The following is a 24,325-nucleotide window of genomic DNA, read 5'->3' on the forward strand; positions in this document are numbered from 1 at the left end:
TCCGTGCGGGCCGCTGCGTTCACTTTCACTCGACGTTCTCGCCGTCGGGAGCGTCCCCTTGCGGCGGTCGATTCTCGGGTCCGCCCTCCGCGACGTCCGGGTCGTGGGTGACCGGGACGACGAGGCCGTCCCGGGCGAACTCGGCCCGTCCGTCGTACCGGTCGCCCAGCGAGTCGAGCATCTCGTCGTGGTGGTCGTCGGTGTGCGGGTAGAGGTGGGTGAGGTAGACGGTTCCGAGGTCCGTCCCCGCGAGCGTCTCGCCGAGTTGGGAGGGCGTCGGGTGGTTCGCGACGTCCACCTCGTCGGGGAACGAACAGTCGTGGACGAGCACCGCCGACCCGTCGGCGAGGTCCGCGACCGCGTCGGTCGCTTCGGTGTCGCCCGAGAACGTGAGGTCGCCGTCGGGACCGGCGAAGCGGTAGGCCAGACAGTACATCGAGTGGACCGTCTCGACGGCCGCTACGTCGTAGGCCCCCACTTCGAACTCGCCCGGACCGACCTCCTCGACGACGAGGTCCAGTCGGTCCTGCATGTACTCGTGGACGTCGAGTAGACCGTCGAGGAGGTCGCGCGTCCCCTCGGGGCCGACGACGGTGAGGTCGGTCGTCCCCGCCAGCCACTTCGCCTTCATCAGCGGGAGGAGGTCGGCGACGTGGTCGAGGTGGTGGTGGGTCAGCAGGACCGTCGAGACGCCCTCGTAGCCCACGTCGGTACGCGCCAGCGCGTGGAGGACGCCGCTCCCGCAGTCGACGAGGAGCGGGTCGTTCGCCTCCGATTCGAGCAACAGACCGGTCTGGAACCGCTCGCCGGTCGGCATCGCGCTGCCCGTCCCGAGGAAGGTGAGTCGCATGGTCACGCCTCTGTCCGCGCGGGCCAGCGGCTAAGGGGTTTCCGTCGTCGGGAACGCTACTTGTCGCCGAACGGAACCTCGGAGGGACGGAGACGTCGCTCACGGTGTCGAATCCACGTGAGGAGTGAATCGCGTTCGCCGGTCGTCGCGTCTGTCGAGCCGCGCGTCAGTTCAGCGGGCGGCCGCAGTCCAGACACTGGCAGTCGCCGTCACGCGCGAGGACGTGCATCGGCTGCGTACCGCAGTGGGGACAGCTCCGCGAACCGCCGTGGTCGTGTTGCGTAGTCGCCATACTACCGACGACAACGCCCTCACGTAAAAGTCTACACCCGGCAACGAACACCAACCATCCATCAGTGTTTGAACGCGTCCGGGAGCGTATAAGGACACATAAAGTGAACCGAACGGATTCCGATTGGACATTCATCTACATTCGAGTCTGTAGTGTTACGAAGGGAGACAGAGCGCCGGGACCTTCACGGTTCATCGACCACTCGTGTCGGCGGACGGTCGACAGAGCCGACCGATGGACCCGAACCGAGCGTTCGTGACCGCCACGACGGGAGTTTCAGTTACACTCCGGTAACCGAACCCACTTGTCGCCCGCGCCCGACGTCACGGTAGATGGGACGGGGCGATTCGACGGGGGGTCGCGACCTGCTCGACCGGTTCGACGTGGGCGTCGGTGCGGACGTGACCATCGACGACGAGGACGTACTGGACCTGCTGGAACCCGCCACGCGCGAGTGGTGGGTCCGGGAGTTCGGCGAGTACGTCCCCGGCAACGGCGGCTTTTTCACGCCGCCACAGAAGGAGGCGATTCCCCTGATACACGACAGCGAGAACGCACTCATCTGCTCGCCGACGGGGTCGGGCAAGACCCTCGCCTCGTTCACCGCCATCATCGACGAACTGTACCGACGCGACCGAGAGGGTCGTGCGGCCGACGACGACTCCGGGGCGACCGATGGAGGGGGGCAGACGGGGACCGACGGCGACAGCGACCACGGCGAGGACAGCGACGACGAGGCCGGCGATGCCGGGACGTCGGCCGACGGCGGTCTGGAGAACTCGGTGTACTGTCTGTACGTCTCGCCCCTGAAGTCGCTCGCCAACGACATCCACCGCAATCTGGAGGTTCCTCTGGAGGGTATCGCGGAGTTGGCCGACGAGGACGTCGAGATTCGCCACGCCATCCGCCACGGCGACACCTCCTCGGCCGACCGCCAGAAGATGCTGGAGGAGACGCCCCACATCCTCAACACGACGCCCGAGACGCTCGCCATCCTGCTCAACAGCCCGAAGTTCTCCGAGAAACTGCGGACCGTCGAGTACGTCGTCGTCGACGAGATCCACAGTCTCGCGGAGAACAAACGGGGCACCCACCTCTCGGTGTCGCTCGAACGCCTCGAAGAACTGTGTCACGACTCGCCGACCCGCATCGGCTGTTCGGCGACGGTCGAACCGCTGTCGACGATGGCGGAGTTCCTCGTCGGCTGTGGAGAACCGACGAGTGCGGGCGAGGACCCCCAGTTCCGGGACTACGAGATAGTGGACACCCGGTTCGTCCGGGAGTTCGACGTCGAACTCACCTGCCCCACCGACGACCTCATCAACACCCCCCGAGAGGTGGTGACCGACCGCTTCTACACCGAGTTACACGACCTGGTCCGAGAGCACACGAACACGCTCGTGTTCACGAACACGCGGTCGGGAGCCGAGCGCGTCCTCCACAACCTCCGGGAACGATACGACGAGTTCGACGAGGAGAACTCCGGTTGTCACCACGGGTCGCTCTCGAGGGAGCGCCGCCACCGCGTCGAAGAGCAGTTGAAGGCGGGCGAGTTGGACGTCGTGACGACCTCGACGAGTCTCGAACTCGGCATCGACATGCCGTACATCGACCTCGTGGTGCAGGTCGGCTCCCCGAAGTCCGTCGCCTCGTTGCTCCAGCGCGTCGGGCGCGCGGGCCACCAGCTCGGCCAGACGGTGACGGGACGGGTCGTCGCGCTCGACCGCGACGAACTGGTCGAGTGTGCGGTGATGCTGAAGAAGGCCGAGGAGGGGTTCGTCGACCGCGTGTTCGTCCCCGAGGACGCCCAGGACGTCGCCGTCCAGCAGGTGTACGGGATGGCCATCAACGAGATTCGCCCCGAGTCGGAGTTGAAGGCCGTCCTCCGGCGGGCGTACCCGTATCGGAACTACTCCGACGCCGAGTGGGAGTCGCTGATGCGCTACATGACCGCCGACTACCCCGGGATGGAGGAGAAGAACGTCTACGCGAAGATATGGCGCGACGAGAACGACCCGCCGGACGGCGAGTACCACTACCCCGCTTTCCCGGTCGGCGAGCGTCTCGTCGGCAAGCGCGGACGACTCGCGCGGGTCATCTACATGACGAACATCGGCACCATCCCCGACTCGTTCACCTGCGACGTCAAGACCCGAGGGTCGAACGAGTGGGTCGGCCAACTCGACGAGAACTACCTCGACACGCTCGAGGCGGGCGACGTGTTCGTCCTCGGCGGGTCGAACTACGAGTACCGCTACCGGCGTGGGAGCAAGGTGTACGTCGACCCGACCGGCGCACGCCCGACGGTCCCCTCGTGGTTCTCCGAACGGCTGCCGCTGAGCTACGACCTCGGGCGGGAGATTCTGGCGTTCCAGCGCGAACTGCTCGACGAACTGGAGTCGGGCGGACCCGCCGCGGTCAGGGCGTGGCTCCGGGAGTTCCCGCTCGACGAGAACAGCGTCCGGGCGACGACCCGGATGTACGACCAGCAGGTGCGCTACGCCGGCCCGGAGAGCGTCTCGACGGACGAACGCCTCGCCATCGAAGTCGAGTTGGACAAGGCGGAGTACCGCCGGCACTACTACGTCCACTCGAACTACGGCCGGCGGTTCAACGACGGCTTCTCGCGCCTGCTGGCGTACCGCTGTGCCCAGGAGGCCAACGCGAACGTGCAGGTCGCCGTCGCCGACCACGGGTTCACGCTGTCGATGCCGCTCAACCGGAAGGTCGACATCGCCGGCATCGTCCGGGACGTCGCCCCAGAGGAGGCACGCGGCGACCTCCGGGCGAGTCTGGACGGCTCCGACCTGCTGAAACGCTACTTCCGCATCAACGCGACGCGGGCGCTGATGATCCTCAAACGCTACAAGGGGTACGAGAAGACCGCGGCCCAACAGCAGGTCTCCAGCGAGATGCTCATCGGGTTCGCCGACGACCTGGACGGGTTCGCGGTGATGGAAGAGACCTACCGCGAGATTCTGGAGGACAAACTGAACGTCGGGGGTGTCGAGACCGCACTGCGGGCCATCCAGCGCGGCGACCTGACCGTCGAACGCCAGCAGGTGTCGTCGCCATCGCCGCGCGCGTTCGGGTTGGCGACGCTGATGGCCTCGGACGTCGTCCTCGCCGAAGACGAGAGCGAGGTGCTTCGGGAGTTCCACGAGCGCGTCCTCCGGGACATCGGCGACGAGGAGTCCATCCCCGCCCGGAGCGACTAGCGGGCGGCCGGCGTGGACGACCAGTTCGGGTGCCCGTCCGCCCGTCGACCCGGGGTCACTCTCGGACGCGCTCGGGGACCGGGTCGTCGTGAGACCGTCGGAACCGGACCAGTTCGCGGCGGTCGGCGTCCGCGGTGTCGTCGGTCTTGTCGACGGCGTAGGCGGTGTACGTGCAGTCCTCGCGGGTGAACTCCACGACCGAGTAGCCCCAGTCGTGGCTGTCGAAGAACGCCATCTCCGGGTTCATCGCGGGAAACAGCTGGCGGAACAGCGGCCGGGTGAGTCGAGCCAGCGCTCCCGACGCGACGCCGGCGTTCTCGGCGATGTTGACGCTCGTCACCGCAGGCGTCATGAACTCGGTGCCGACGGCCGGGCCGTCCGCCCCGCCGAGACGTTGGGTGCCGACGACGTACGTGTGCAGGTCGCCCGAGAGCGTCACGACCGCGGGGTCGGCCGCCCCGAGGTCGGCGAACAAGCGGCGGCGCTCGGCCGCGTAGCCGTCCCACGTCGCGCCCACCTTCGGGTGGACCGACAGCGGGCCGACTCCCACCCGGAACGGTTGCGTGAGCACGGCGCTCGCCCACGTCAGCCAGCGCGCCTCCGAGGACCGAGCCTGCCGACCGAACCACTCGCGTTGGTCGCGGCCGAGCATCGTCCGGTCGGCGTCGTCGTCGACACCGAGGCCGAACGTCGCGCCGGCGAGCGTCACAGTCGGGGAGGGCGGGCCGTCGCGGTAGAACCGCTGGTCGGTGACCAGCAGGTCGAGGAGGTCGCCGAACCGGAGCGACCGGTACAGCCGGAAGCGGTCGTGGACGTGGTCGGCGTCGTCGTCGTACCGGACGCGAATCGGGACGAACTCGTGGAACGCCCGGATGCCCGCGTCGGTCAGGTCGGTCGCGTACCGGGGGTCCGCGCCCCGGTCGTGGTCGGGCACGACCGGAGCGTCGAGGGTCCGGTCCCAGTAGCGGTCGTCGGCAATCTCGTGGTCGTCCCAGCCAGCGACGAGCGTGTGAGCTTCGAGCGCGCGCTGGAGGTGGGGGTCTCGCCGGTAGGTCCCGTGGAGGTACCGGTAGTCCGCGAGCGAACTCGCCATCGGCTCACCGCTCGGGAGTTCGAGTTCGTGGCCCGCGACCGGGCCGTCGCCCGCGCCGAACAGGTTCGCGGCGGACTCGTAGACGACGTCGCCGAGGTGGAGGAGGAAGTCGACGTCCTCCGCCGCGACGTGGGAGAACGCGCCGTAGTAGCCGTTCTCGTAGTCCTGGCACGCGACGACGGCGAGACGCAGCGAGTCGGGTGAGGCGTCGGGGGCGGGCAGGGTTCGACAGTGCCCGGTTCGGGAGGCGACGCCGCCGTGGACGAAGCGGTAGGCGTACTCGGTGTCGGGGTCGAGGTGGCCGTCGACGTCGACGCGGACGGTGTGGCCCGTCCCCGGCCCGTACCGGTCGGTCGGAACCGTCCCCTCGACCACCGAGTCGGCGAACGAGTCGTCCTCGGCCACCTCGACGACCAGTTCGGCGGAGTCCTCGTCGTCGCTCGTGTCCCCGCCGACCGAATCCGGCGAGAGTCGAGTCCAGAGGACGACGCCGTTCGCGGTCGGCCCACCGCTTGCGACCGACTGGGGGAACCGCTCGTCGTCGCTCGCGGTCGTCACGGTGTCTCCTGTCGGGGACGCTGCGTGCGTCGGCGTCGTCAGTTCGTCCGGCGTCACGTCGCCGCGGTACCCGCTCGTCGGCGTCCGTCGCGCTCCAGTCACTACCGCTCCGCTCTCGCGGGGACGGGATGAACGTACTGCACGCAGACGGCCGGACCGACGGCGCGTCCGTCAGACCAGCAGCGTGTTCAGCGCGTCGGGGACGACGAGGACGCGACTCCCCGGGTCGACGGCGTCGGCGACGCCCTCCTCGGCGCGCATCAGACACCGCTCGACGACGTCGGGAGCCTCGCTGTCCGTGACGACCAGCGGGTGGTCGCGCAACGCGCGAGCGACGACGAACGCCCGCTGTGCACCCGGTTCGTACCCCTCGCGCATCTCCTCGTACAGCGTCCCGGCGTCGGTCGCTCCCGAGAGGCGGTCGAAGAAGCGCTGCTCGCCACGGCCGTCGCCCGCACCCTCCTGCAAGCGCGCGGGGACGACGACCCGCCCGCCCTCGCGAAGCGGGTTGGCCGCGCCCAGTACGACGTACGTCGCCGCCCTGGTCGCCTGGTAGAGGGTGGCGTCCTTCGGCGCGCCGACGCCGGCGACGACGGCGTCGTAGCCCTCCTCCACCTCGACGGCGAGCGCCTCGCGAGCGGTGGCGGCCAACTCGCGGACCACGGCGCGAGGGTCCCCCGCCGCGACCCCGAGGACGCCCTGCGGGCCGCGCGTGACGTTCAGACAGAACTCGACGCCGGCGACGTCGCCCGCCCTGTCGAGGAACTCCCGGAAGGGGTTGTCCGCCACGCGACCGAGACGGACGCCGTCGCGCGAGAGCATGTCCGGGCCGTGTGTGTAGCGGATGAGTGGTTCGCCGCCCGCGCCGACGACGACGGTCTTCGCACCCCCGGAGAAGCCGGCGTACTGGTGAGGTTCGACCATCCCCGTCGAGAGGACGTGGTCGGCCGCCGCGACCGTACGGTGGAGTTCGACCGGCACGCCGTCGACCTCGCCGGCGACCACGGTGTCGTCGGGGTCGTGGTTCACCGCCAGCGGCGCGAACTCGCCGAGCATCGCGTCGAGTTCCTCGTCGGTCATCGGCCGGTGGAGACCCAGGCCGACGACGACCGTCACCTGCTCGCGGACGACACCGAGCCTCCCCAACCGGTCGAGCAGCGGGGCGAGCAACGCCTCGTCGGGCGTCGCGCGGGTCAGGTCGGTGACGACGACGGCGACGGTGTCGTCGGGGTCGACGAGCGCCGACAGCGACGGCCCGTTGGGGTCGTCGAGCGCACGCTCGGTGGCTACGGCGGGGTCGACGGCCTCGCCCCCCGCCGGCCGGGCCACGTCGACGGTGCAGTCGGGGAGGTCGACGGCGACGTGCCCCTCGCCCAGCGGGACGTCGACGGGGTCGCTCATACGATGTCCTCGCGTGTGGCGAAGTACTCGAAGACGAGGCCCAGTCCGAACCCGTAGGCGAAGTGCGCGAGGAGCGTCGCGACGATGTAGATGTAGAGCGCGTCGCCGGTCTGGTCGCCGTAGAACGCGATGACGAACCCCGTCCAGAGGACGAACCCGAACGAGACGCCCCGGAGCGGAAGCGACGACCCGGGCAGGTAACGCTCGACGGAGGCGTACAGCAGCGGCCACGTCGTCATCCCGCCGGCGAGGAAGATGAGGTAGCCCGCCGCGACGGTGAGGCCGGGGTCCAACACCGCGTCGAGACCGACCAGTCCCGCGATGTCGGCGAACGCGTCGAAGTCGAACGCGCCGAGCACCTGCGCGATGAGGAGGATGACGGTCATCATCGCGGTGCCGACGAACCCCCCCGCCGCGCCGATGATGCCGTCGCGGACGATGGCGGCGATGTCCTCCGCCGCCGTCGGGGTTATCTCGCCGCGGTTCTCCTCGGGATGAATCTCCCCCCGGTCGTCCGCGTCGGTTGACATGCTTCGACCGACGGCCGGGAGCATCAAAAAGCCGCCTCCACCTTCGACTCCCCGTCGGCCCGGCGAGTTACACGGAGACGGATGCGGTCAGTCGAGCGTGTGGCCGGTGGCGACGCGCCCCTACCGCGCCCACGCCAGCAGTCGCTCGTAGAACGGGTCGCTCGCCAGCGCGCGCTCGTCGCCGACGAGACACAGCGCGCGTTTCGCCCGCGAGAGGGCGACGTTCATCCGACGGTGGTCCTCGAAGATGGGACCGTCGAGGTCGCCCGTCGCCACCGTCGAGAGGACGACGACCTGCTTGTCCGACCCCTGGAACCGGTCGACGGTGTCGACGGCGACGCCGTCGGGGGCACGACGTTGAATCTCCGAGACCTGCGCCCGGAACGGCGCGATGACGCCGACGTCCTCGGGTGCGAGGCCGGCGTCGAGGTACGAGTGGACGACCCCACAGACTCGCTCGGCCTCGATAGGGTTCGTGTTGCCTACGCGGCGGCCCGACGGGTCGACGAACGTAACGGGGTCGGCGAGTTCGTCGGGGAGCGCCTCCTCGGAGACGCCCGGCAGGTCGCCGAGTCGCTGGGCCGCTATCTCGGGGCCCGCGGGGCGCAACTGCCCGTCGTAGAACTCCTGCGAGGAGAACCACTGGATGCGCTGGCTCATGCGGTACTGGCGGTCGAGCATGACGGAGGCGTCGGGGTACGTCTCGATGAGGCGCTGGAACAGCGACTCGGACAGCGAGTTCTCCGCGCGCACGACGGGCGGCAGTTGCTGGTGGTCGCCGACCAGTACGAAGCGGTCGGCGCGATTTACAGCGGCGAGGGTACCGGGTTCGGTGAGCTGTCCCGCCTCGTCGACGATGGCGGTGTCGAAGTCGAGAGACTGGACGACCCGTGAGCCACACGAGGCCGTCGTCGCTGCGACGACCGACGCACCCTCCAACTCGGCGACGCGCTCGTCGGGGTCGCCGCGTTTCGACAACCGGAACCGCTGCATGTCCTCGCGGACGCCCGACTCGGTGCCGACGCGGACGATATCGGTGAACCCCTGGTCGACGAGCGCTTCGAGCGCGTTGTCGACCGCACGGTTCGTGAACGCCGACAGCAGAACGCGTTCGCCACGGTCGACCAACTCCCGGACCGTCGTCGCGAGCGTGTACGTCTTCCCGGTGCCGGGCGGCCCCTGGACGATGGCGCAGTCCTCGGCGGTGACCGCGAGGCGGACCGCCTCGCCCTGGGCGGCGTTGTTGCCGATGAACGTCTCTCCCGCGGCGCGCGACTCGTCGAACTCGGGGGGACGGCGGCCGAACAGCACGTCCTTGCGGTCGGCGTCGCCCTTCAGGACGGCGTCGTGGACCGCCGTCAACATCCGGTCGACGCCGAGTTCGGAGGGGTAGACGTCGAGTCGTCGCAACTCGACCGGTTCGTCGGTCGTGACGACGACCTCCTCACCCAACTCGACGACACGGGCGAGTTCGGCGACGCCACGCGTCGGGTGCCCGTCGCTGGCGAGCACCACGTCTCCTTCCCGAATCTTCGAGACGGCCTCCGTGCCCTTCGCCCGCAGTTCCCAGCGACCGTCCTCGCGTTGGTGCTGACCGACTGGTTCGAGATTCACGAGCGCCCGGTCGTCGTCCGCGCGCTCCTCGGCGCTCTGTTCCCACAGTTTCGCGTACTCGCGGTGGACGAACCGGCGTTCCTCCTCGATAGCCCGGAACGTCTCGCGGAGGAACGCCCGTTCTTCCTCGGGCACTGGTTTCCCGATCTGGCCGGCCTTCGACTCCTCGTCGAGACGGCCGGCGACGACCATGCAGGTGTCCTGTTCGAAGCAGTACTCGCACTTCGCGCCCGACTCGTACCCCGTCGGCACGTCGCCGCGGACCGCCGTCGCCGCTATCTGGTTTCGCTGGCGGACGACGTACTGGAGGAACCCGCGACCGATGGTGAAGTCCTTCGCCGGCGAGAGGTCGCCGGTCTCCTCGTGGCGGTCGAGCACGCTGTTCTTGGTGTAGAGCAGGGTGCCGGTGTCGGGGTAGGTCGGTTCGTCTGCGGGTTCGGCCACCGTTCCCGACGCGTCCCCGCCGTCGGCGGCCATCCCCGTCGTCCGACCCTCCGCGCCGTACTCGCCGAGGAGGAGCGCGTAGCACGCGGCCTGCACCTTGTCCTGGAAGCGCGGTTCCTTCCGGAGGTTCTTCCCGGTCTTCAGTTCGACCGGGACACCGCGACGGATGGCGTCGGCGCGGCCCTTGATGCCGAAGCGTTCGCCGATGAGCGTCCGTTCGGAGCGCCAGTCGTCCTCCTGGCCGAGCGCGCCCTGCGAGAGCCAGTTCTCGATGGCACGGGCGTTCTCGCGGACGTCGCCCGCGACTTCGTCGGCGGTCCGGCCGAGCAACCCGAGGTCGAGGCCGGCGTCGGCGACGTGGTCCTCGATAGCCTCGTCCAGGTCCCGGCCGCGGAGCAGGTCGCCGAACACCTCGTGGACGAGCGTCCCCTTCACGACGGGGTAGTTCAGCGGCGTGGCTGTGAGTTTGCCCAGATAGTACATCCGGGGGCACTGGACCCACCCGCGGATGTCGGTCACGTTGACGAGGTAGGACGGTTCGACGACGACGAACGACTCCTTCGACGTGCTGTAGCGCGTCTGGCCGTTCCACTCCTCCTCTTCGGGGTCGGTGACCAGCAGGTCCATGCCGGGGTCGACCCACTCGGCGAGTTCGGTCCACTTCGGCCAGAGCGTCACCGTCACGGGGTCGCCGCGTCCCCCGTCGGGGCGCAGCGACAGTTCGAGCAGTTCGCGGTCGCCGTAGCGTGTGCTGACGGTCTTCGGTTCCTCGACCTCGGCCACGACGCCGCGAAGTGTCACACTCGAACGCACGTTGGGAGGGAAATGAGCGTGTCGGTCGGTCGGGTCCTCGACGGCGGTCACTCCCGGCGCTCGGCCATCCGTTCGGCCATCTTCGCTCTCTGTTCCATCCGGACGACCATGCCGAACGTCACCGCGAAGAACGCAGTCGTCCCGACCACGATGAAGTACGCGGCGAACAGCGGGTCCGACCCGAAGATGACGTCCCGGACGCCGTCGAGGTAGAACGGGACGGCGAGGAACAGTACCGTGAGACCGAACGCGAGCAGCCCGACTCCCGCGATGGTCTGGTCCGGATGCCGACGGTCGTCCTCGCCGTTCATGCCAACGGTGATTGGTCCACTGTCGTGAACGTTCCGGTGGTCCCCAACAGCTACGGTCGCGGCCACCGCGCACCACGGTATGACCGACGTTGCCGAAGGCGACACGAGCAGTTACGAACGGACGTTCACTCGCGAGGACGTCGAGCGGTTCACCGAGGTGTCCGGCGACGAGGGTGAGCACCACGTGGAGGCCGACGAAGAGGGTCGTCTGCTCGTCCACGGCCTGTTGACCGCGACACTGCCGACGAAACTGGGCGGGGACCTCGACTTCGTCGCCCGGACGATGGACCTCACCTTCCACCGCCCCGTCTACACCGGCGAACCCGTCCACTGTGAGATGACGGTCACCGACGTCGAGCCACAGGACGGCCGCACGCGGGTGCAGTCCCGAGCGGAGTGTACGAACGAGGACGGCGAGACGGTGCTGGTCGGGGAGTACGACGGGGTCGTCTTCGACTGAACGCCGGCCCGGAGGTTCATCAGTGACGACGCGGCCAGGGTCCCCGTGCACTGAGCGTCGCCGCGAGTGGGTGAGCGGGTGTGCGATGCGGCCCCTCGCGGAGCGGTCCGCATCGCCTGTTCGCCACCCACACGAGCGGTCGTCAGGCTACTCGAACTCGGGGTCGCGCTTCTCGACGAACGCCTCCATCCCCTCGCGCTGGTCGTGCGTGCCGAACATCCCCGACCAGAGGCGGCGCTCGAACGCCAGCCCCGCGGACTGTGGCATCTCGTGGACCTGGTTGAGCGCCTCCTTCGCCGACTGGAGGGCGAACGCGGGTTTCTCCGCGAGCTGCTGGGCCATGTCGGCGACGTACTCGTCGAGTTCCTGCTGGGCGACGACTTCGCCGACGAGGCCGAGGCGCTGGGCGTCCTCGGCGTCGACGCGCTCACCGAAGAACACCATCCGACGAGCGGTCGCGTCGCCGACGATGCGCGAGAGCCGCTGGGTGCCGCCCCACCCGGGGACGATTCCGAGGTCGATCTCGGTCTGGCCGAGGACGGCGTTGTTGCTCGCGACCCGGAGGTCGGCCGCGAGTGCGACCTCACAGCCGCCGCCGAAGGCGTAGCCGTTGACCGCCGCGACGACCGCACCGGGGTACGTCTCGATGGCGTCGGTGACGCGGTGGCCCAACTCCGCGTAGGCCTGTGCCTCCGGCGTCGAGAGGTCTTGCATGTACGCGATGTCCGCACCGGCGATGAACGCGTCGTCGCCCGCACCGGTGATGACGAGCACCCGCGCGTCGGCGGACTCGACGGTGTCGAGGAGGTCCTCCAGGACGTCGGTGTTGAGCGCGTTGAGCGCGTCGGGGCGGTCGACGGTGATTGTCAGCACGTCTCCGGCGTGTTCTCGGCGAATCGTGTCTCCGGCCATAGCGGGCCAACGGCCAGCGGTGCCGTAAGCGTTCGCGCCGACCCCTCCGAGGGCCGATACGTTCAAGCGCCCGCCTCTCCTCGCTCGGTTATGCGCGTTCGAGACTGGCAGGACATCCTCGCGGACGTCACCGAGGGGTCGGCCGACGCCGACGGCTGGCGGGCGGTCGCCGGGGACCGACGCGACGGCATCGGCGAGGACCTCTACCTCGGGCACCCCGACGCGGGCGTCTACCAGGTGAAGACGTACGCGAAGAACCCCTTCGAGGTCCAGGGCGTCGGCACCGAACTCGCCCGTCGTATCGACGACGACCTCGACCCGTTGTTCCCGGAGCGAGCGGGCGGTCGCTTCGGCGTCCAGCGCGGCATCGCCGACGAGGACGACGCCGAACGGACCGCCAAACGCCTCGGGTCGGTCGTCGAGACCCACCGCGACGCGCCGACGACGGCCGCCGACTTCTTCGACGACGTGATGGGTGCACTCGACAGTCCGGCGTACGGCCCGATGGAGTACGACGCCTACGGCCGCCCCGAGGGACTGGACGCCCTCGCCGACGAGTTCGAGGAGGCCGAACGGCTGTTGAGCGCCGACCTCGACGACCTCGTCGACGAGGAGGGCGTCGCTCGCGGCTTCCAGTAGCGGTAAGTCCCGCGCTCACCCAGCCCTCTGTATGACCGTCGCGGACACCATCGAGGCGTACTACGCCGCCCTCCGTGCGGGCGACCCGCTCGCACCGTTCTTCCTCGACTCGCCGGACACGGTGAAGTTCGGCCTCTCGGAGCGACTCGACGGGGCCGACGCCGTGGCCGAGGCGCTCCGGACCCAGACCGAGACCACCCGTGCGTGGGTCGTCGAGAGCACCGACCGCCACACGGGCCAGCGCGGCGAGACGGCGTGGTTCGCCGACAGCGTGTTCATGGGCTGGACCGACGTCGAGCGCGCGATTCGCTTCGAGTTCGACACCCGCTGGAGCGGGACGCTCGTCCGCGTCGACGCCGAGACGGAGGGGGCCGGAGGAGACGAGACCGGCGAGACCGACGAGAACGGCCACGAGTGGCGATTCGCGAGTATGCACGTCTCGACGACGGAGGCGCTGTAGATGGTCGGGCCGATGACCAGCGAGGAGCGCATGCGGATGACGCTCTGGCTCAAACTGTCGTTCGTCGTCCTCATCGGGTTCTCGGCGGGACTCATCACCCTGCTCGGGGACACGACGCTGTTGGAGACGGCGCTGGTGACCGGCGTCGGGTTGGTGTTCGGTGCGCTGGTCGTCCGGGTCGTCTTCCCGGGCACGGGCGAGACGAAGCAGTCCGGCCGCTGACCGGTCGGCACTCCCGACCCTCGGTACGACTTAGTAGATGGGCGCTCGACAGCGTGTATGCCACGAGCGAGCGTCGTGGGTGCCGGGATGACGAAGTTCGGCGTCCACGATTCGACACTCTCGGAACTGTTCGCGGGGGCCGCGCTGTCGGCGTTCGACGACGCCGGCGTCGGCCCCGACGACGTCGACGCACTGTACTTCGGCAACGCGATGGGCGGCCAGACGGAGAACGACACGCACCTCGCCCCCAAGGCCGCCTCGCGTATCGGCCTCGCGGGCGTCCCGTGTCAACGCTACGAGGACGCCTGTGCGACCTCGGCCAACGCGTTCAAGAACGCCGTCCACGCCGTCGAGACCGGCGTCCACGACACCGTCCTCGTCGGCGGCGCGGAGCGCTGTACGCCCGTGACGGGCCTCGGAACCGACGAGATGACGCGCATCTTCGCCAGCGCGTCGGACCGCCACTACGAGCAGCCCACCGGGCTGACGTTCCCCGGCGTGTTCGCACTGCTCACCAAGCGCCACATGCACGAGTACGGCACGACCGAGGAGCAGTTGGCCCACGTCGCGGTGAAGAACCACGCCAACGGCCAGTTCAACCCGAACGCGCACTTCGGGAAGGAGACGACCGTCGAGGAGGTCCTGGAGACGCCCGTCATCGCCGACCCGTTCCGCCTGATGGACTGCTGTCCGTTCTCCGACGGGGCGAGTGCGGTCGTCGTCACCAGCACCGACCGCGCCGACTCGTTCGACGCGCCGGTCGACGTCTCGGGCGTCGGCCACGCGACGGACGTCGTCCCGCTGGGAGCGAAACCCGTCCCCCACCACACGCAGGCCGCCCGCGACGCCGCCGCCCAGGCCTACGACCAGTCGGGAACGACCGCCGACGAGATGGACCTCGCGGAGGTCCACGACTGCTTCACGGGGGCCGAGATCATGGCGAGCGAGGCCATCGGCTTCTTCGAGGACGGCGAGGGCGGCCCAGCCGCCGAGGCCGGACGCTCGGCGCTAGACGGCGACCGGCCCATCAACCCCTCGGGAGGCCTCAAGGCGAAGGGCCACCCCATCGGCGCGACCGGGACGGCTCAGATCGTCGAGTTGACCGAGCAGTTGCGCGGTGACGCGGAGGACCGACAGATTTCGGGCGCGGAGAAGGCGCTCGCACACAACCTGGGTGGGGACGCCGCGACCACCGTCGTCACGGTGATGGAGGTGCGCGGATGAGCGCCCTGACCCACGAGCAGTGGGCCGAGGCGCTCCGAGAGGGCGACCTACTCGGCGTCACCTGCACCGACTGTGGGCGGACATACGCCACGCCGTTCCTCGTCTGTGACGAGTGCAAGAGCCGAGACCTCGAACGCACCGCGCTCCCCCGCGAGGGCGTCGTCTACTCGGAGACGACCATCCAGGTCCCGCCGCGGGACTTCGACGGGCCGTACCAGGTCGGGATGGTCGAGGTCGACGGCGCGAAGGTGATGGCCCGCCTCGAAGGTGGCGCGGCCATCGGCGACCGCGTCGTGTTCGACGACGTGCTGGAGGAGGGCGGCGACCCCGCTCCCGTCTTCCGCGTCGAGGAGTGAGGAGAGAAGCGAGAAGCGACTTTTACGCGCAGTTCGACCGACTCAGACGCCCATCCGGCGGAGCCACCGCACCGGGTGGTCGAGTTCGTCGTCGGTCGGGAGGTTGTCGGGGGACTCCCAGACGACGGCGGCGGTCTGCACGTCGCGAGCGGCGGCGACCGACTCGAAGAACTCCTTCCCGCGTTCGTACTGGCGACGTTTGCGACCGAGACCGAGCAGGCGACGGAACAGCGTCGAGACCGGCCCGCCCTGGTTGCGTCGGGCGTCGAGTTTCGCCCGGAGGTCGGCGTACTCCTCGTCAAAGGTGCGGTCCATCAGCAGCTCGGCGTACCCCTCGACGGCGGTCATCGTGGTGTCGATCTCCTTCAGGTCGTCGCGGTTGAACCGGACCGCCGAGATGTCCTGGAGGGTGTCCTCGATGAGCGACTCGAGGTGGTCGTCGAGCCACGGGGCGGCCCCGAACTCGGCGGCGTGGCTCACCTCGTGGAACGCGATCCAGCGGCGGAACCGCGGGAAGTCGGCGTCGAGGATGTTCGCGACGTTGACGATGTTGGGGTGGACGAAGTAGAGGCGGTGGTCGTCGTGCTCCGAGAGGAGCAACGGGTCGTACTGACCGAGGACGTGGTTGGCGAGGAAGCCCACCGAGGCGGCGATAGAGCCGGTGTTGAGCGTGCGGGCGACGCCCGGGACGACGGCGGGGCCGACCTCCAGTTCGTCGAGTACGCGCTCGAAGGTGGGGACGTTGGCGTCGATCCAGTGGTGGCGGTGGTGGAGTTCGACGGTGTCGGGCAGGTCGAACTCGACGCCGCCGACCTCCTCGATGCGGCGGTGGGCCGCCCGGACGTCGTCGGCGTACCCCTGCTGGGCACCGGGTGAGAGGTCGAGGTCGCCGGGGTCGGTCGCCGCCTTCGCCGCCTCGCCGACCGCGGACCAGTCGACGGGACCGTCGCCGGAGGCCTCCGAGACAGCGCGGACCGCACGAAAGAGATTCATGCACGATACAGGCGCACACGACGCAAAGGCCTTCCGGCTACCCGGCACGGTGGCGTCCGGCGACCGAAGGCGGGAGTGACGCGCTCGGCTCCTGTGCTCGCTCGTTACCGCTCCGCGGCGGCCGTCGCAGCCTCTGCGTCCTCGACGGCGTACTCGTCGGTGGTTGGGGTGGCGCGGCGACGGCGGACCAGCGCCGTGACGAACAGCAAGAACAGCAAGCCGACGACGGCGGCGACGGCCCCGCCCCGCGCCGACTCCTCGTCCGTCTGCGGGCCGAGTTCGACGAACCCCTCCTCGCGCGTGTCGCCGTCGAGTGCGTCGACATCGCTCCCGTCGTCCCCGAACCGCCTACCCTCGCGGTCGGCGCTCCAGTCGTCGTCGCCCCACTCGGTCTCCTCCGGTGGCTCTGCGTCGTCGTCTCCACCGCGGACCCGTCGGACCAGCGCGAACGCGAGTCCGCCGACGAGCGCGATACCGACGACCCCGGCGAGCAGCAGTTTCCCGCGGCCACCGCCCGATTCCTCGTCCGTCTCGTCGTCGGTCTCGACACGGTCGGCGACGACGTGCCGTCCGAACGGCGCGACGAACGTCGACTCCGAGAGGTCGACCTTGAACAGCGTGATGTCGGCCATGGGTCAGGAGTCGGCGGGGGAGGGCTTAGCGGTTGTCCCGAATCGAGACGCGAGTCGGGGGTCGAAGGGTGTTGGGGGTTCGGTGGTCCAGTAGTCCGGTGGTCCGGTGCGAGCGTCGAAATCGCGGGCTACTTACTCGGTGCCGTGTCACCGTCGACCATGGACGAGCGCCGCCGCGCGTTTCTCGACGAACTACTCACGACCGCCTCCCCCTCCGGGTTCGAGACGCCCGCCACTCGCGTCTGGGTCGACTACGTCTCCGCGTTCGCCGACGACGTCAGTGTCGACGCCTACGGGAACGCCGTCGCCACGGTCGAGGGGAGTGGTGCGGGCGAGGTGGCCTTCGGCGGGCACGCCGACGAGATCGGCTTCATGGTACGGGACGTCGACGAGGACGGGTTCCTCTCGCTGACGCGCATCGGCGGGTCCGACAAGACCGTCACCCGGGGCCAGCACGTCACGGTCCACGCCGACGAACCGGTCCACGGCGTCGTCGGACAGACAGCCATCCACCTCCGCGACGGTGACGACGACGAAGACGAGGTCCCGGACATCGGCGAGCAGGCCGTCGATATCGGCGCGACGAGTCGCGAGGAGGCCGCCGAACTCGTCGAGGTCGGCGACCCAGTCACGTTCTCCAGTGGCGTCCGAGACCTCCACGGCACGCGCCTCGCCGCCCGCGGCATGGACAACCGTATCGGCATCTGGGCCGCGGCGGAGGGTCTCCGCCGGGCGAACGAGCGCGGAACCGACGCGACGGTCCACGCGGTCGCCACCGTTCAGGAGGAGGTCGGTCTGAAGGGCGCGCGGATGGTCGGGTTCGACCTCGACCCCGACGCCTTCGTCGCCGTCGACGTGACGCACGCGACCGACGCACCCGGCGCACCGGACGACAAGTCCACCGACATCGACCTCGGGGCAGGCCCCGTCGTCGCCCGCGGGTCGGCGAACCACCCCGGCCTCGTCGCGGGCGTCCGCGAGACGGCCCGCGAGGCGGGGATCGACGTGCAGTTGCAGGCCGCCGGGAGTTCGACGGGCACCGACGCCGACGCCGTGTTCACCGCACGCGGCGCGATTCCCTCGCTCAACGTCGGCCTGCCGAACCGCTACATGCACACTCCGGTCGAGGTCGTCGACCTCGACGACCTCGACGCACTCGCGGAGTTGCTGGGGGCCGTCGGGACCCGCGTCGCGTCGTTCGACCTGGGTCCGGGGCTCTGACGCCGGATGCCGCGTCGGCGTAGCCGTCGACACGCTCGATGCGAGGCCGGCCGTGTGCATCGCTCGCAGGCGGCGATTGCGCGGGGATTCCCGGTGGTATTAAGACGATTCCCCGTTCGATTGCGGGTATGACCGGTCGTCCGCTGGACGTACTCGAAGAATCGCTCGGTGAGGAAGTGACGGTGAACCTGAAAGGTGGGGAGGTCTACAGCGGGTCGCTCACCGGCTACGACCAGCACATGAACCTCGTCGTCGAGGACGGTGACAACGTAACCATTATCCGCGGGGATAACGTCGTCTCGATAACCCCATGACTGGCGCAGGAACTCCATCCCAGGGTAAGAAGAACACGAAGACGCACGTCAAGTGCCGCCGCTGCGGCGAGAAGTCCTACCACAAGAAGAAGAAGGTCTGCTCGTCGTGTGGCTTCGGCAAGACCGCGAAACGCCGAGGCTACGACTGGCAGTCGAAGAAGGGCGAGTAACGACGAACCACCGAACGGAACGCGGTTCTTTCTCTCTGTTCTCCACGCCCCAGAGCGACGGCGTCGACCCTCCGCCGGGCCGCTACTCGAACCATCGCCCACAGCGGCCGCTCTCGGCGCTCGTCCGCACCACGTATCCACGTTCGTGCATATACTGTCGACAGAGAGCGGCGCACTGGTCACAACCACGAACTTTTTACTCGCGCCGTGGTCACACACACCTGATGATACACTCCGGGCCGCGAGAGAAGTGCGGTGTCGTCGGCATCGCCCTCGACGACCGGGCGGCGTCCCGACCGCTGTACTACGCGCTCTACGCCCTCCAGCACCGCGGACAGGAGTCGGCGGGCATCGTCACCCACGACGGGTTCCAGCAGTACGACCACGTCGAGATGGGCCTCGTGGGCGACGCGTTCGACGAGGCCGACCTCGACGGCCTCAACGGGAGCGTCGGTATCGGCCACGTCCGCTATCCGACGGCCGGCAGCGTCGACTCCTCGTGTGCCCAGCCGTTCTCCGTCTCGTTCAAGAGCGGGTCGCTCGGCCTCTCGCACAACGGCAACCTCGTCAACGCCGACGAGGTCCGCGACGCCCTGGGCGCACAGGGTCACGCGTTCACCAGCGACGGCGACACCGAGGTCATCGCACACGACCTCGCGCGTAACCTGCTCGACGGCGACCTCGTCCGCGCCGTCCGGCGCACGATGGACCGCATCCACGGTTCGTACGCACTCACCATCGTGCACGACGACACCGTCGTCGGCGTGCGCGACCCGGAGGGAAATCGCCCGCTCTGCATCGGGAAGCTCCCCGACGGCTACGTGCTGGCATCGGAGTCGGCGGCCATCGACACACTCGACGGGGAACTCGTCCGGGACGTCCGCCCCGGCGAACTCGTCGTACTCGACCCCGACGGCTCGGGCTACGAGACCTACCAACTCGTCGAACGCGACCGGACCGCTCACTGTTTCTTCGAACACGTCTACTTCGCCCGACCGGACTCCGTCATCGACGAGAAACTCGTCTACGAGACCCGGCGCGACCTCGGGCGAGCGCTCTGGGAGGAGTCGGGTGTCGACACCGACGTCGTGATGCCCGTCCCGGACTCGGGGCGGGCGTTCGCGACGGGCTACGCAGAAGCGTCACAGGAGGCCGGAGCGGACGTCGAGTTCGCCGAGGGGCTGATGAAGAACCGCTACGTCGGCCGGACGTTCATCATGCCGACCCAGGACGCCCGCGAACGGGCGGTCCGTCTCAAACTCAACCCCATCCGCTCGACCGTCGAGGGGCGCACCGTCACGCTCATCGACGACTCCATCGTCCGCGGGACGACGTCGAACCAGCTCGTCGACCTGCTGCGCGACGCCGGTGCCGAGGAGGTCCACCTCCGCATCGGCGCGCCGCCCATCGCCGCGCCCTGCTACATGGGTATCGACATGGCGACCCGCGACGAACTCATCGCCGCGAACCAGGACGTCGAGGACATCACCGACGCCGTCGGTGCGGACTCGCTGGCGTACCTCTCGGTCGACGCCATCGCCGACGCGCTCGACGAGTCACGCGCCGACCTCTGTCTGGGCTGTGTCACCGGCGAGTACCCCTACGACATCGACGACGAGGCCACCGACCGCGACGTCACGCGACCGTCGGTCGACACGCCGCTGGCCGACGACTGACCCCTCCGCTCCGCGCTCGCTGACGGTCTCTCGTTCGGGGAAACCACGTCGTTCCGAGAGTCACGAGAGACTGATATCTCGCTGTAGAAGCCTTATCCGGGCCGTTGGCGGCTGTTTCGATTCCCTTAAACAGCGGGCATCGTAACCCACTGGTAATGGGTTTTCACGAGGCATCGTACGACGGGTCCGACCCCATCTACACGGCGGTCGTCGAAGCCGTCGCCGAGACGAAGGGGGTCGACCCGCTCTCGCTCGAGCCACCGCTGTACGACGTTCTCGACCCCGAAGCGCTCGACTCACTGTACAGTTCTCCGACACGGACAGAGACACCGCTCCGCGTCAGCTTCTCCTACGCCGACTGCACCGTGACCGTCGACAGCGACGGCCAGATTCTGATCGAGAGTTGACCTCACACGTCGAACTCGCAAGCCGCCACACCCGGTGGATGGGAGTCTGCGCGCCCGAGTCGCCACACGGGGCGACGGTGACCGGCCCGGAAGGTCACGAGCACGGCCCGTGTTGCAGGCTCAACCCACATCCGGCGCGAGACCCTTCCTCCTCACATGTCCGACTGTGACAACTGTGGGTCGTTCGTGACCGAGGCGTACGTCCGCGTGTTCGCCCCGGAGGGGATGGAGACGGTCCGTGTCTGCCCGAACTGTGAGAACAAGCTGCGCGACGGTGCCGAGATTCGCGAGGCCCGGTCCTCGCGAGGGAACTGACCGGAGACCGGGACCACGCGGTCACCGAAGGGAGAGACGGACGACGGGCGCACGCGGTGGGTTTTCCGAATCGGTCGACCGTTCAGCGTTCGCTCGTAGAAACGGCGAGGCTGGGATTCGAACCACGCCGAGACGGTCGCTCACTGACGTTTGCGCCGCGTCTCGTCTCATTCGAATCCGCAGGTCCACGTTCTCGTCACTCACGTCCGTTCGTGACGAAGAACGGTACGGCTGGGATTCGAACCACGGTCGCTCGCGCTGCTCGCTCCCTGATTCAAATCGCCAGCGGTCACGCTTTCGGGCCTCAAGCAGGATTCGCTTCGCTCATCCCGATGGTCGAACCGAGAAGCGGTGAGGCTGGGATTTGAACCCAGGAGGCAAATGCCACCGGTTTTCAAGACCGGCGCGATAGGCCAGGCTCCGCCACCTCACCACACCACGGCGTACCGGTCGCCCCCTCTTTGAACTGTCGGTCAGCGGGCGAGCGAGAGGTCGTCGCCGTCGGCGACGACGGTCAGTCCCAGGTCGTCGAGGACGGCGGTCGTGCGCTCGGGGACGATGCGACCGGCGCGCTGACGCGCGCGGATCAACGTCAGCGCCTCGGCGAGGTCCGACCCGGTCTCGACGACCGGGAGCACCGGGAGGAAGTCGACGTCGTGGCCGGCGTCGAGACCCCGGTCGGTCAGCGTCTCGACGGCCGGTGCGGTGTACGCGCCCTCGAAGTCGACGGGCGCGGTGAACCCGGCGTAGTACGTCCGGCCGCGCGTCGCGGGACCGAGGACGACCTCGCTGGAGCGCAGTTTCATCGCCGCGTTGTCGACGTGCGAGCGCCCGAGGAACGCCGCAGTCGGTTCGACGACGGCGACGGAGACGACCTCCTCGCCTTCGAGGAGGTGGGTCGCGGTGTTGCCCGCCCGCCCCGCGAACGTCTCGCCGACCTGAACCTCGAAGCGCGCCGCGTCGGGGTCGGCGAGCGCCTCGCGGACCACGCTCCGGAGCTCCGCTTCTGCGTCCTCGTCCCCCCGGTAGTTGACGAGCAGTTCGCCGCCGCTGGTCTCGATGGCTCGACAGACGTCGCCGAGCATCGCGGCGTAGAGGTCGGCGCACTCCGCGGGCGTGAGCGGGGAGCTGTCGGCGAGCGGTGCGAGGACGCCTTCGCGCGGCGGGTCACAGAGAACGGCGACGGTGGTCATACCGGGTGGTGTGCTCCCCGCGGGCTTTATGCCCTCGGTGTCGAACGGTTCGCCATGGCATCGACTCGACTCCTCGGCTCGCTCGCCGTCCTCTCCATCGCCGTGCTCGTCGTCGGTTCGCTCTGGCGACTGCTCCAACTGGCAACCGGCGACGACGTCGCCGCGGCGGGGGCAACCCTCGCCATCGTCGTCGTCCTCACTGTCGCGGGCGTCCTCGCCGGGCGACGCTCGGGGGGGTGGACCGCCAACCCGTACTGGTGAGACGAAACAGCGCGCTCACCCCTCGATGCGGTCTCTGAGCTTCCGGCGTTGAATCTTCCCCGTCGTCGTCTGTGGTAGCTCCTGGACGAAGTGGACCTCGCGGGGGTACTCGTACTTCGCCAGTCGGTCGCGGACGAGGTCCTGAATGGCTGCCGCGAGCGCGTCGTCGCCCGTGACGCCGACGGCGGGTTGGACGAACGCGACGATGCGCTCACCCCGGGTCTCGTCGGGGACACCGACGACCCCGACCTGTGCGACGTCGGGGTGGTCCAGAATCGCGTTCTCGACCTCTCCCGGTCCGACGCGGTAGCCCGCGGTGATGATGACGTCGTCGTCGCGCGATTTGAACCAGCAGTAGCCGTCTTCGTCGCGACTGCCGAGGTCGCCCGTCAGGTGCCACTCGACGCCCTTCTCGTCGGTGACCGTCGCGGCGGCGGTCTTCTCCGGTCGATTCCAGTACTCCCGGAAGACGACGGGGTCGCCCGCGCGGCGGACGGCGAACTCGCCGACCTCGCCGGGGGGCAGTTCCGCACCTGTCTCCGAGTCGAGCACCCGAACGTCGTGGCCGGGGACGGGTTTGCCCATGCTCCCGACGCGGGCGGGGAACCACTCCCGACAGTTCGTCACCAGCAGGTTCGCCTCGGTCTGGCCGTACAGTTCGTTGACGACGGTGCCCGAGAGCGCATCGTCGGCCCACTCCAGGATCTCCGACGTGAGCGGTTCGCCTCCCGAGCAGATGGCCCGGAGCGAGAGGTCGTAGCGGTCGGTCGGGTCGTCGACGCACATCAGCATCCGGATGGCCGTCGGGGGGAGGAACGCTCCCGTCACGTCGAACTCCGCGAGCAGTGAGAACGCTGTCTCTGGGGCGAACTTCCCCATCGGGTAGCCGACGACCGGCTGGCCGTAGTGGAGCGCCGGGAAGACGAGGTCGCCGAGCGCACCGATCCACGCCCAGTCCGCGGGCGTCCAGTAGACGCCGTCGAGATTCCGTTCGAAGTACATCGAGTACGCAGGGCAGTGGCCGGCCCACACACCGTGACCGTGGAGGACGCCCTTCGGCGGCCCCGTCGACCCGCTCGTGTAGAGGACGACCGCGGGCGTCTCGTGGTCGGTGTCGACGATGGCGAACGACTCGCCCGCGGCGAGCAGGTCGGCGAACGCGACGGTGCCGGCAGTCGGCGTCCCGGCGTCGGTGAGGACGCCGTCGGTCGCCTCGACGACGTGGTCGAGCGACGGGAGGTCTCCGGCCACCTCGGCGACCGTCTCGCTCACCTGCGGGTCGGCGACGACGGCCGACGCGCCGCTGTCGTCCAGTCGGTAGCGCAGTGCGTCGGGGCCGAACAGTACCGAAAGCGGAATCGAGACCGCCCCGAGTTTCCAGGCCGCGAGGTGCGTCAGCAGGTTCTCGGGGCGCTGGGGGCAGACCACGGCGATGCGGTCACCGCGTCCGACGCCGCGCTCTCGCAGACCGGTCGCGAGGCGGTTCGACAGACGGTCGAGGTCGGCGAACGAGTAGGTCTCTCGTCGCCCGTCTGGGTACGCCTGGAACAGGGCCGGCCGGTCGGCGTCGGCGTGTTTCCGGAGCAGGTCGTGGGCGAGGTTGTACCCGTCCGGGAACGACCACTCGAACGACTCACGGCACTCCTCGTACGTCCCGTCGGGCGTGACGTGCCAAGCCATACCGCACGAGTACGCTCGGAGGTAAAGAAACCGCCCCCTCGACTCACCGGCCGGTAACGGGAGTCC

Annotated in this window: 26 protein-coding genes and 1 tRNA gene; 14 read left to right on the top strand and 13 right to left on the bottom strand. The window is 69.0% G+C overall.

Going from position 1 to position 24,325, the window contains the following annotated elements:
* Positions 1 to 25 precede the first annotated feature (25 nt).
* Positions 26 to 850 carry an MBL fold metallo-hydrolase gene (locus tag M1L36_RS18210; RefSeq protein WP_250875589.1) on the bottom strand — a complete coding sequence of 275 codons (825 nt, stop codon included), beginning with the start codon at positions 848 to 850 and terminating at the stop codon, positions 26 to 28.
* Positions 851 to 1,016: 166 nt separating this feature from the next.
* Positions 1,017 to 1,142, bottom strand: coding sequence for a hypothetical protein (locus tag M1L36_RS21480; protein WP_305794565.1), 126 nt, complete (start codon positions 1,140 to 1,142; stop codon positions 1,017 to 1,019).
* A 332-nt stretch (positions 1,143 to 1,474) separates the two neighbouring features.
* Here M1L36_RS21480 and M1L36_RS18215 point away from each other — a divergent pair, with 332 nt between their 5' ends.
* Positions 1,475 to 4,360 carry an ATP-dependent helicase gene (locus M1L36_RS18215; protein WP_250875162.1) on the top strand — a complete coding sequence of 962 codons (2,886 nt, stop codon included), beginning with the start codon at positions 1,475 to 1,477 and terminating at the stop codon, positions 4,358 to 4,360.
* A 55-nt stretch (positions 4,361 to 4,415) separates the two neighbouring features.
* Here the strand turns inward: M1L36_RS18215 and M1L36_RS18220 are convergent, their stop codons facing one another.
* The 5 genes from M1L36_RS18220 to M1L36_RS18240 all read right to left on the bottom strand — a co-directional run bounded on the left by M1L36_RS18220 (position 4,416) and on the right by M1L36_RS18240 (position 11,124).
* The gene (locus M1L36_RS18220; protein ID WP_250875163.1) at positions 4,416 to 6,113 is read right to left on the bottom strand and encodes an alkaline phosphatase D family protein; all 1,698 of its coding nucleotides are present in this window, start codon (positions 6,111 to 6,113) and stop codon (positions 4,416 to 4,418) included.
* 69 nt (positions 6,114 to 6,182) lie between these two features.
* Positions 6,183 to 7,412 carry a lactate racemase domain-containing protein gene (locus M1L36_RS18225; protein ID WP_250875164.1) on the bottom strand — a complete coding sequence of 410 codons (1,230 nt, stop codon included), beginning with the start codon at positions 7,410 to 7,412 and terminating at the stop codon, positions 6,183 to 6,185.
* On the bottom strand, positions 7,409 to 7,942 hold the full coding sequence (locus M1L36_RS18230) for a DUF6789 family protein (protein ID WP_250875165.1): 534 nt from the start codon (positions 7,940 to 7,942) through the stop codon (positions 7,409 to 7,411). The genes M1L36_RS18225 and M1L36_RS18230 overlap by 4 nt, the downstream gene beginning before the upstream one ends.
* Before the next feature lie 120 nt (positions 7,943 to 8,062).
* The gene (locus M1L36_RS18235) at positions 8,063 to 10,801 is read right to left on the bottom strand and encodes an AAA domain-containing protein (RefSeq protein WP_250875166.1); all 2,739 of its coding nucleotides are present in this window, start codon (positions 10,799 to 10,801) and stop codon (positions 8,063 to 8,065) included.
* Positions 10,802 to 10,860: 59 nt separating this feature from the next.
* Positions 10,861 to 11,124 (bottom strand): hypothetical protein, encoded by a 264-nt coding sequence (locus M1L36_RS18240; RefSeq protein WP_250875167.1) that lies wholly within the window; start codon positions 11,122 to 11,124, stop codon positions 10,861 to 10,863.
* Positions 11,125 to 11,203: 79 nt separating this feature from the next.
* On the opposite strand from M1L36_RS18240, the gene M1L36_RS18245 reads away from it, so the two are divergent.
* Positions 11,204 to 11,584, top strand: a complete 381-nt coding sequence (locus M1L36_RS18245) for an FAS1-like dehydratase domain-containing protein (RefSeq protein WP_250875168.1) — start codon at positions 11,204 to 11,206, stop codon at positions 11,582 to 11,584.
* 147 nt (positions 11,585 to 11,731) lie between these two features.
* Here the strand turns inward: M1L36_RS18245 and M1L36_RS18250 are convergent, their stop codons facing one another.
* Positions 11,732 to 12,496: an enoyl-CoA hydratase/isomerase family protein gene (locus M1L36_RS18250; RefSeq protein WP_250875169.1), complete on the bottom strand. Its 765-nt coding sequence runs from the start codon at positions 12,494 to 12,496 to the stop codon at positions 11,732 to 11,734.
* A gap of 90 nt (positions 12,497 to 12,586) precedes the next feature.
* Between M1L36_RS18250 and M1L36_RS18255 the strand changes: the two genes are divergently transcribed.
* The 5 genes from M1L36_RS18255 to M1L36_RS18275 are packed head-to-tail and all read left to right on the top strand — an operon-like array spanning position 12,587 to position 15,397.
* On the top strand, positions 12,587 to 13,135 hold the full coding sequence (locus tag M1L36_RS18255; protein WP_250875170.1) for a hypothetical protein: 549 nt from the start codon (positions 12,587 to 12,589) through the stop codon (positions 13,133 to 13,135).
* A gap of 31 nt (positions 13,136 to 13,166) precedes the next feature.
* A complete protein-coding gene (locus tag M1L36_RS18260; protein WP_250875171.1) occupies positions 13,167 to 13,595 on the top strand; it encodes a nuclear transport factor 2 family protein in 429 nt (142 codons plus the stop codon).
* Complete coding sequence (locus M1L36_RS18265; RefSeq protein ID WP_250875172.1) at positions 13,596 to 13,817, top strand: DUF8527 family protein; 222 nt, start codon at positions 13,596 to 13,598, stop codon at positions 13,815 to 13,817.
* A gap of 57 nt (positions 13,818 to 13,874) precedes the next feature.
* A complete protein-coding gene (locus M1L36_RS18270; RefSeq protein ID WP_250875173.1) occupies positions 13,875 to 15,041 on the top strand; it encodes a thiolase C-terminal domain-containing protein in 1,167 nt (388 codons plus the stop codon).
* Positions 15,038 to 15,397 (top strand): Zn-ribbon domain-containing OB-fold protein, encoded by a 360-nt coding sequence (locus M1L36_RS18275; protein WP_250875174.1) that lies wholly within the window; start codon positions 15,038 to 15,040, stop codon positions 15,395 to 15,397. The genes M1L36_RS18270 and M1L36_RS18275 overlap by 4 nt, the downstream gene beginning before the upstream one ends.
* Before the next feature lie 42 nt (positions 15,398 to 15,439).
* Here M1L36_RS18275 and M1L36_RS18280 read toward each other — a convergent pair whose 3' ends face one another.
* Together M1L36_RS18280 and M1L36_RS18285 are read right to left on the bottom strand one after the other, a co-directional pair.
* Positions 15,440 to 16,390, bottom strand: a complete 951-nt coding sequence (locus M1L36_RS18280) for a zinc-dependent metalloprotease (RefSeq protein ID WP_250875175.1) — start codon at positions 16,388 to 16,390, stop codon at positions 15,440 to 15,442.
* 104 nt (positions 16,391 to 16,494) lie between these two features.
* Positions 16,495 to 17,022, bottom strand: a complete 528-nt coding sequence (locus M1L36_RS18285) for a hypothetical protein (protein ID WP_250875176.1) — start codon at positions 17,020 to 17,022, stop codon at positions 16,495 to 16,497.
* Between the two features lie 159 nt (positions 17,023 to 17,181).
* On the opposite strand from M1L36_RS18285, the gene M1L36_RS18290 reads away from it, so the two are divergent.
* The 6 genes from M1L36_RS18290 (at position 17,182) to M1L36_RS18315 (ending at position 21,125) form a co-directional block, all read left to right on the top strand.
* Positions 17,182 to 18,243 (top strand): M20/M25/M40 family metallo-hydrolase, encoded by a 1,062-nt coding sequence (locus tag M1L36_RS18290; protein WP_250875177.1) that lies wholly within the window; start codon positions 17,182 to 17,184, stop codon positions 18,241 to 18,243.
* A 128-nt stretch (positions 18,244 to 18,371) separates the two neighbouring features.
* On the top strand, positions 18,372 to 18,557 hold the full coding sequence (locus M1L36_RS18295) for an LSM domain-containing protein (protein WP_250875178.1): 186 nt from the start codon (positions 18,372 to 18,374) through the stop codon (positions 18,555 to 18,557).
* Complete coding sequence (locus M1L36_RS18300; RefSeq protein ID WP_250875179.1) at positions 18,554 to 18,727, top strand: 50S ribosomal protein L37e; 174 nt, start codon at positions 18,554 to 18,556, stop codon at positions 18,725 to 18,727. The genes M1L36_RS18295 and M1L36_RS18300 overlap by 4 nt, the downstream gene beginning before the upstream one ends.
* A gap of 224 nt (positions 18,728 to 18,951) precedes the next feature.
* On the top strand, positions 18,952 to 20,403 hold the full coding sequence (gene purF, locus M1L36_RS18305; protein WP_250875180.1) for an amidophosphoribosyltransferase: 1,452 nt from the start codon (positions 18,952 to 18,954) through the stop codon (positions 20,401 to 20,403).
* A gap of 155 nt (positions 20,404 to 20,558) precedes the next feature.
* On the top strand, positions 20,559 to 20,810 hold the full coding sequence (gene ddfA, locus M1L36_RS18310; RefSeq protein ID WP_250875181.1) for a DdfA family disk-determining factor: 252 nt from the start codon (positions 20,559 to 20,561) through the stop codon (positions 20,808 to 20,810).
* A gap of 156 nt (positions 20,811 to 20,966) precedes the next feature.
* Entirely contained in the window at positions 20,967 to 21,125 is a 159-nt protein-coding gene (locus tag M1L36_RS18315) for a DUF7563 family protein (protein WP_250875182.1), read from the top strand.
* A gap of 349 nt (positions 21,126 to 21,474) precedes the next feature.
* Here M1L36_RS18315 and M1L36_RS18320 read toward each other — a convergent pair.
* Positions 21,475 to 21,558, bottom strand: a tRNA-Ser gene (locus M1L36_RS18320).
* 40 nt (positions 21,559 to 21,598) lie between these two features.
* The gene (locus M1L36_RS18325; protein ID WP_250875183.1) at positions 21,599 to 22,318 is read right to left on the bottom strand and encodes a hypothetical protein; all 720 of its coding nucleotides are present in this window, start codon (positions 22,316 to 22,318) and stop codon (positions 21,599 to 21,601) included.
* A gap of 54 nt (positions 22,319 to 22,372) precedes the next feature.
* On the opposite strand from M1L36_RS18325, the gene M1L36_RS18330 reads away from it, so the two are divergent.
* On the top strand, positions 22,373 to 22,579 hold the full coding sequence (locus M1L36_RS18330) for a hypothetical protein (RefSeq protein ID WP_250875184.1): 207 nt from the start codon (positions 22,373 to 22,375) through the stop codon (positions 22,577 to 22,579).
* Between the two features lie 15 nt (positions 22,580 to 22,594).
* Here M1L36_RS18330 and M1L36_RS18335 read toward each other — a convergent pair whose 3' ends face one another.
* Positions 22,595 to 24,259, bottom strand: coding sequence for an acetate--CoA ligase (locus M1L36_RS18335; protein WP_250875185.1), 1,665 nt, complete (start codon positions 24,257 to 24,259; stop codon positions 22,595 to 22,597).
* Positions 24,260 to 24,325 lie beyond the last annotated feature (66 nt).

Source organism: Halomarina rubra, assembly GCF_023699475.1.
GTDB lineage: Archaea > Halobacteriota > Halobacteria > Halobacteriales > Haloarculaceae > Halomarina > Halomarina rubra.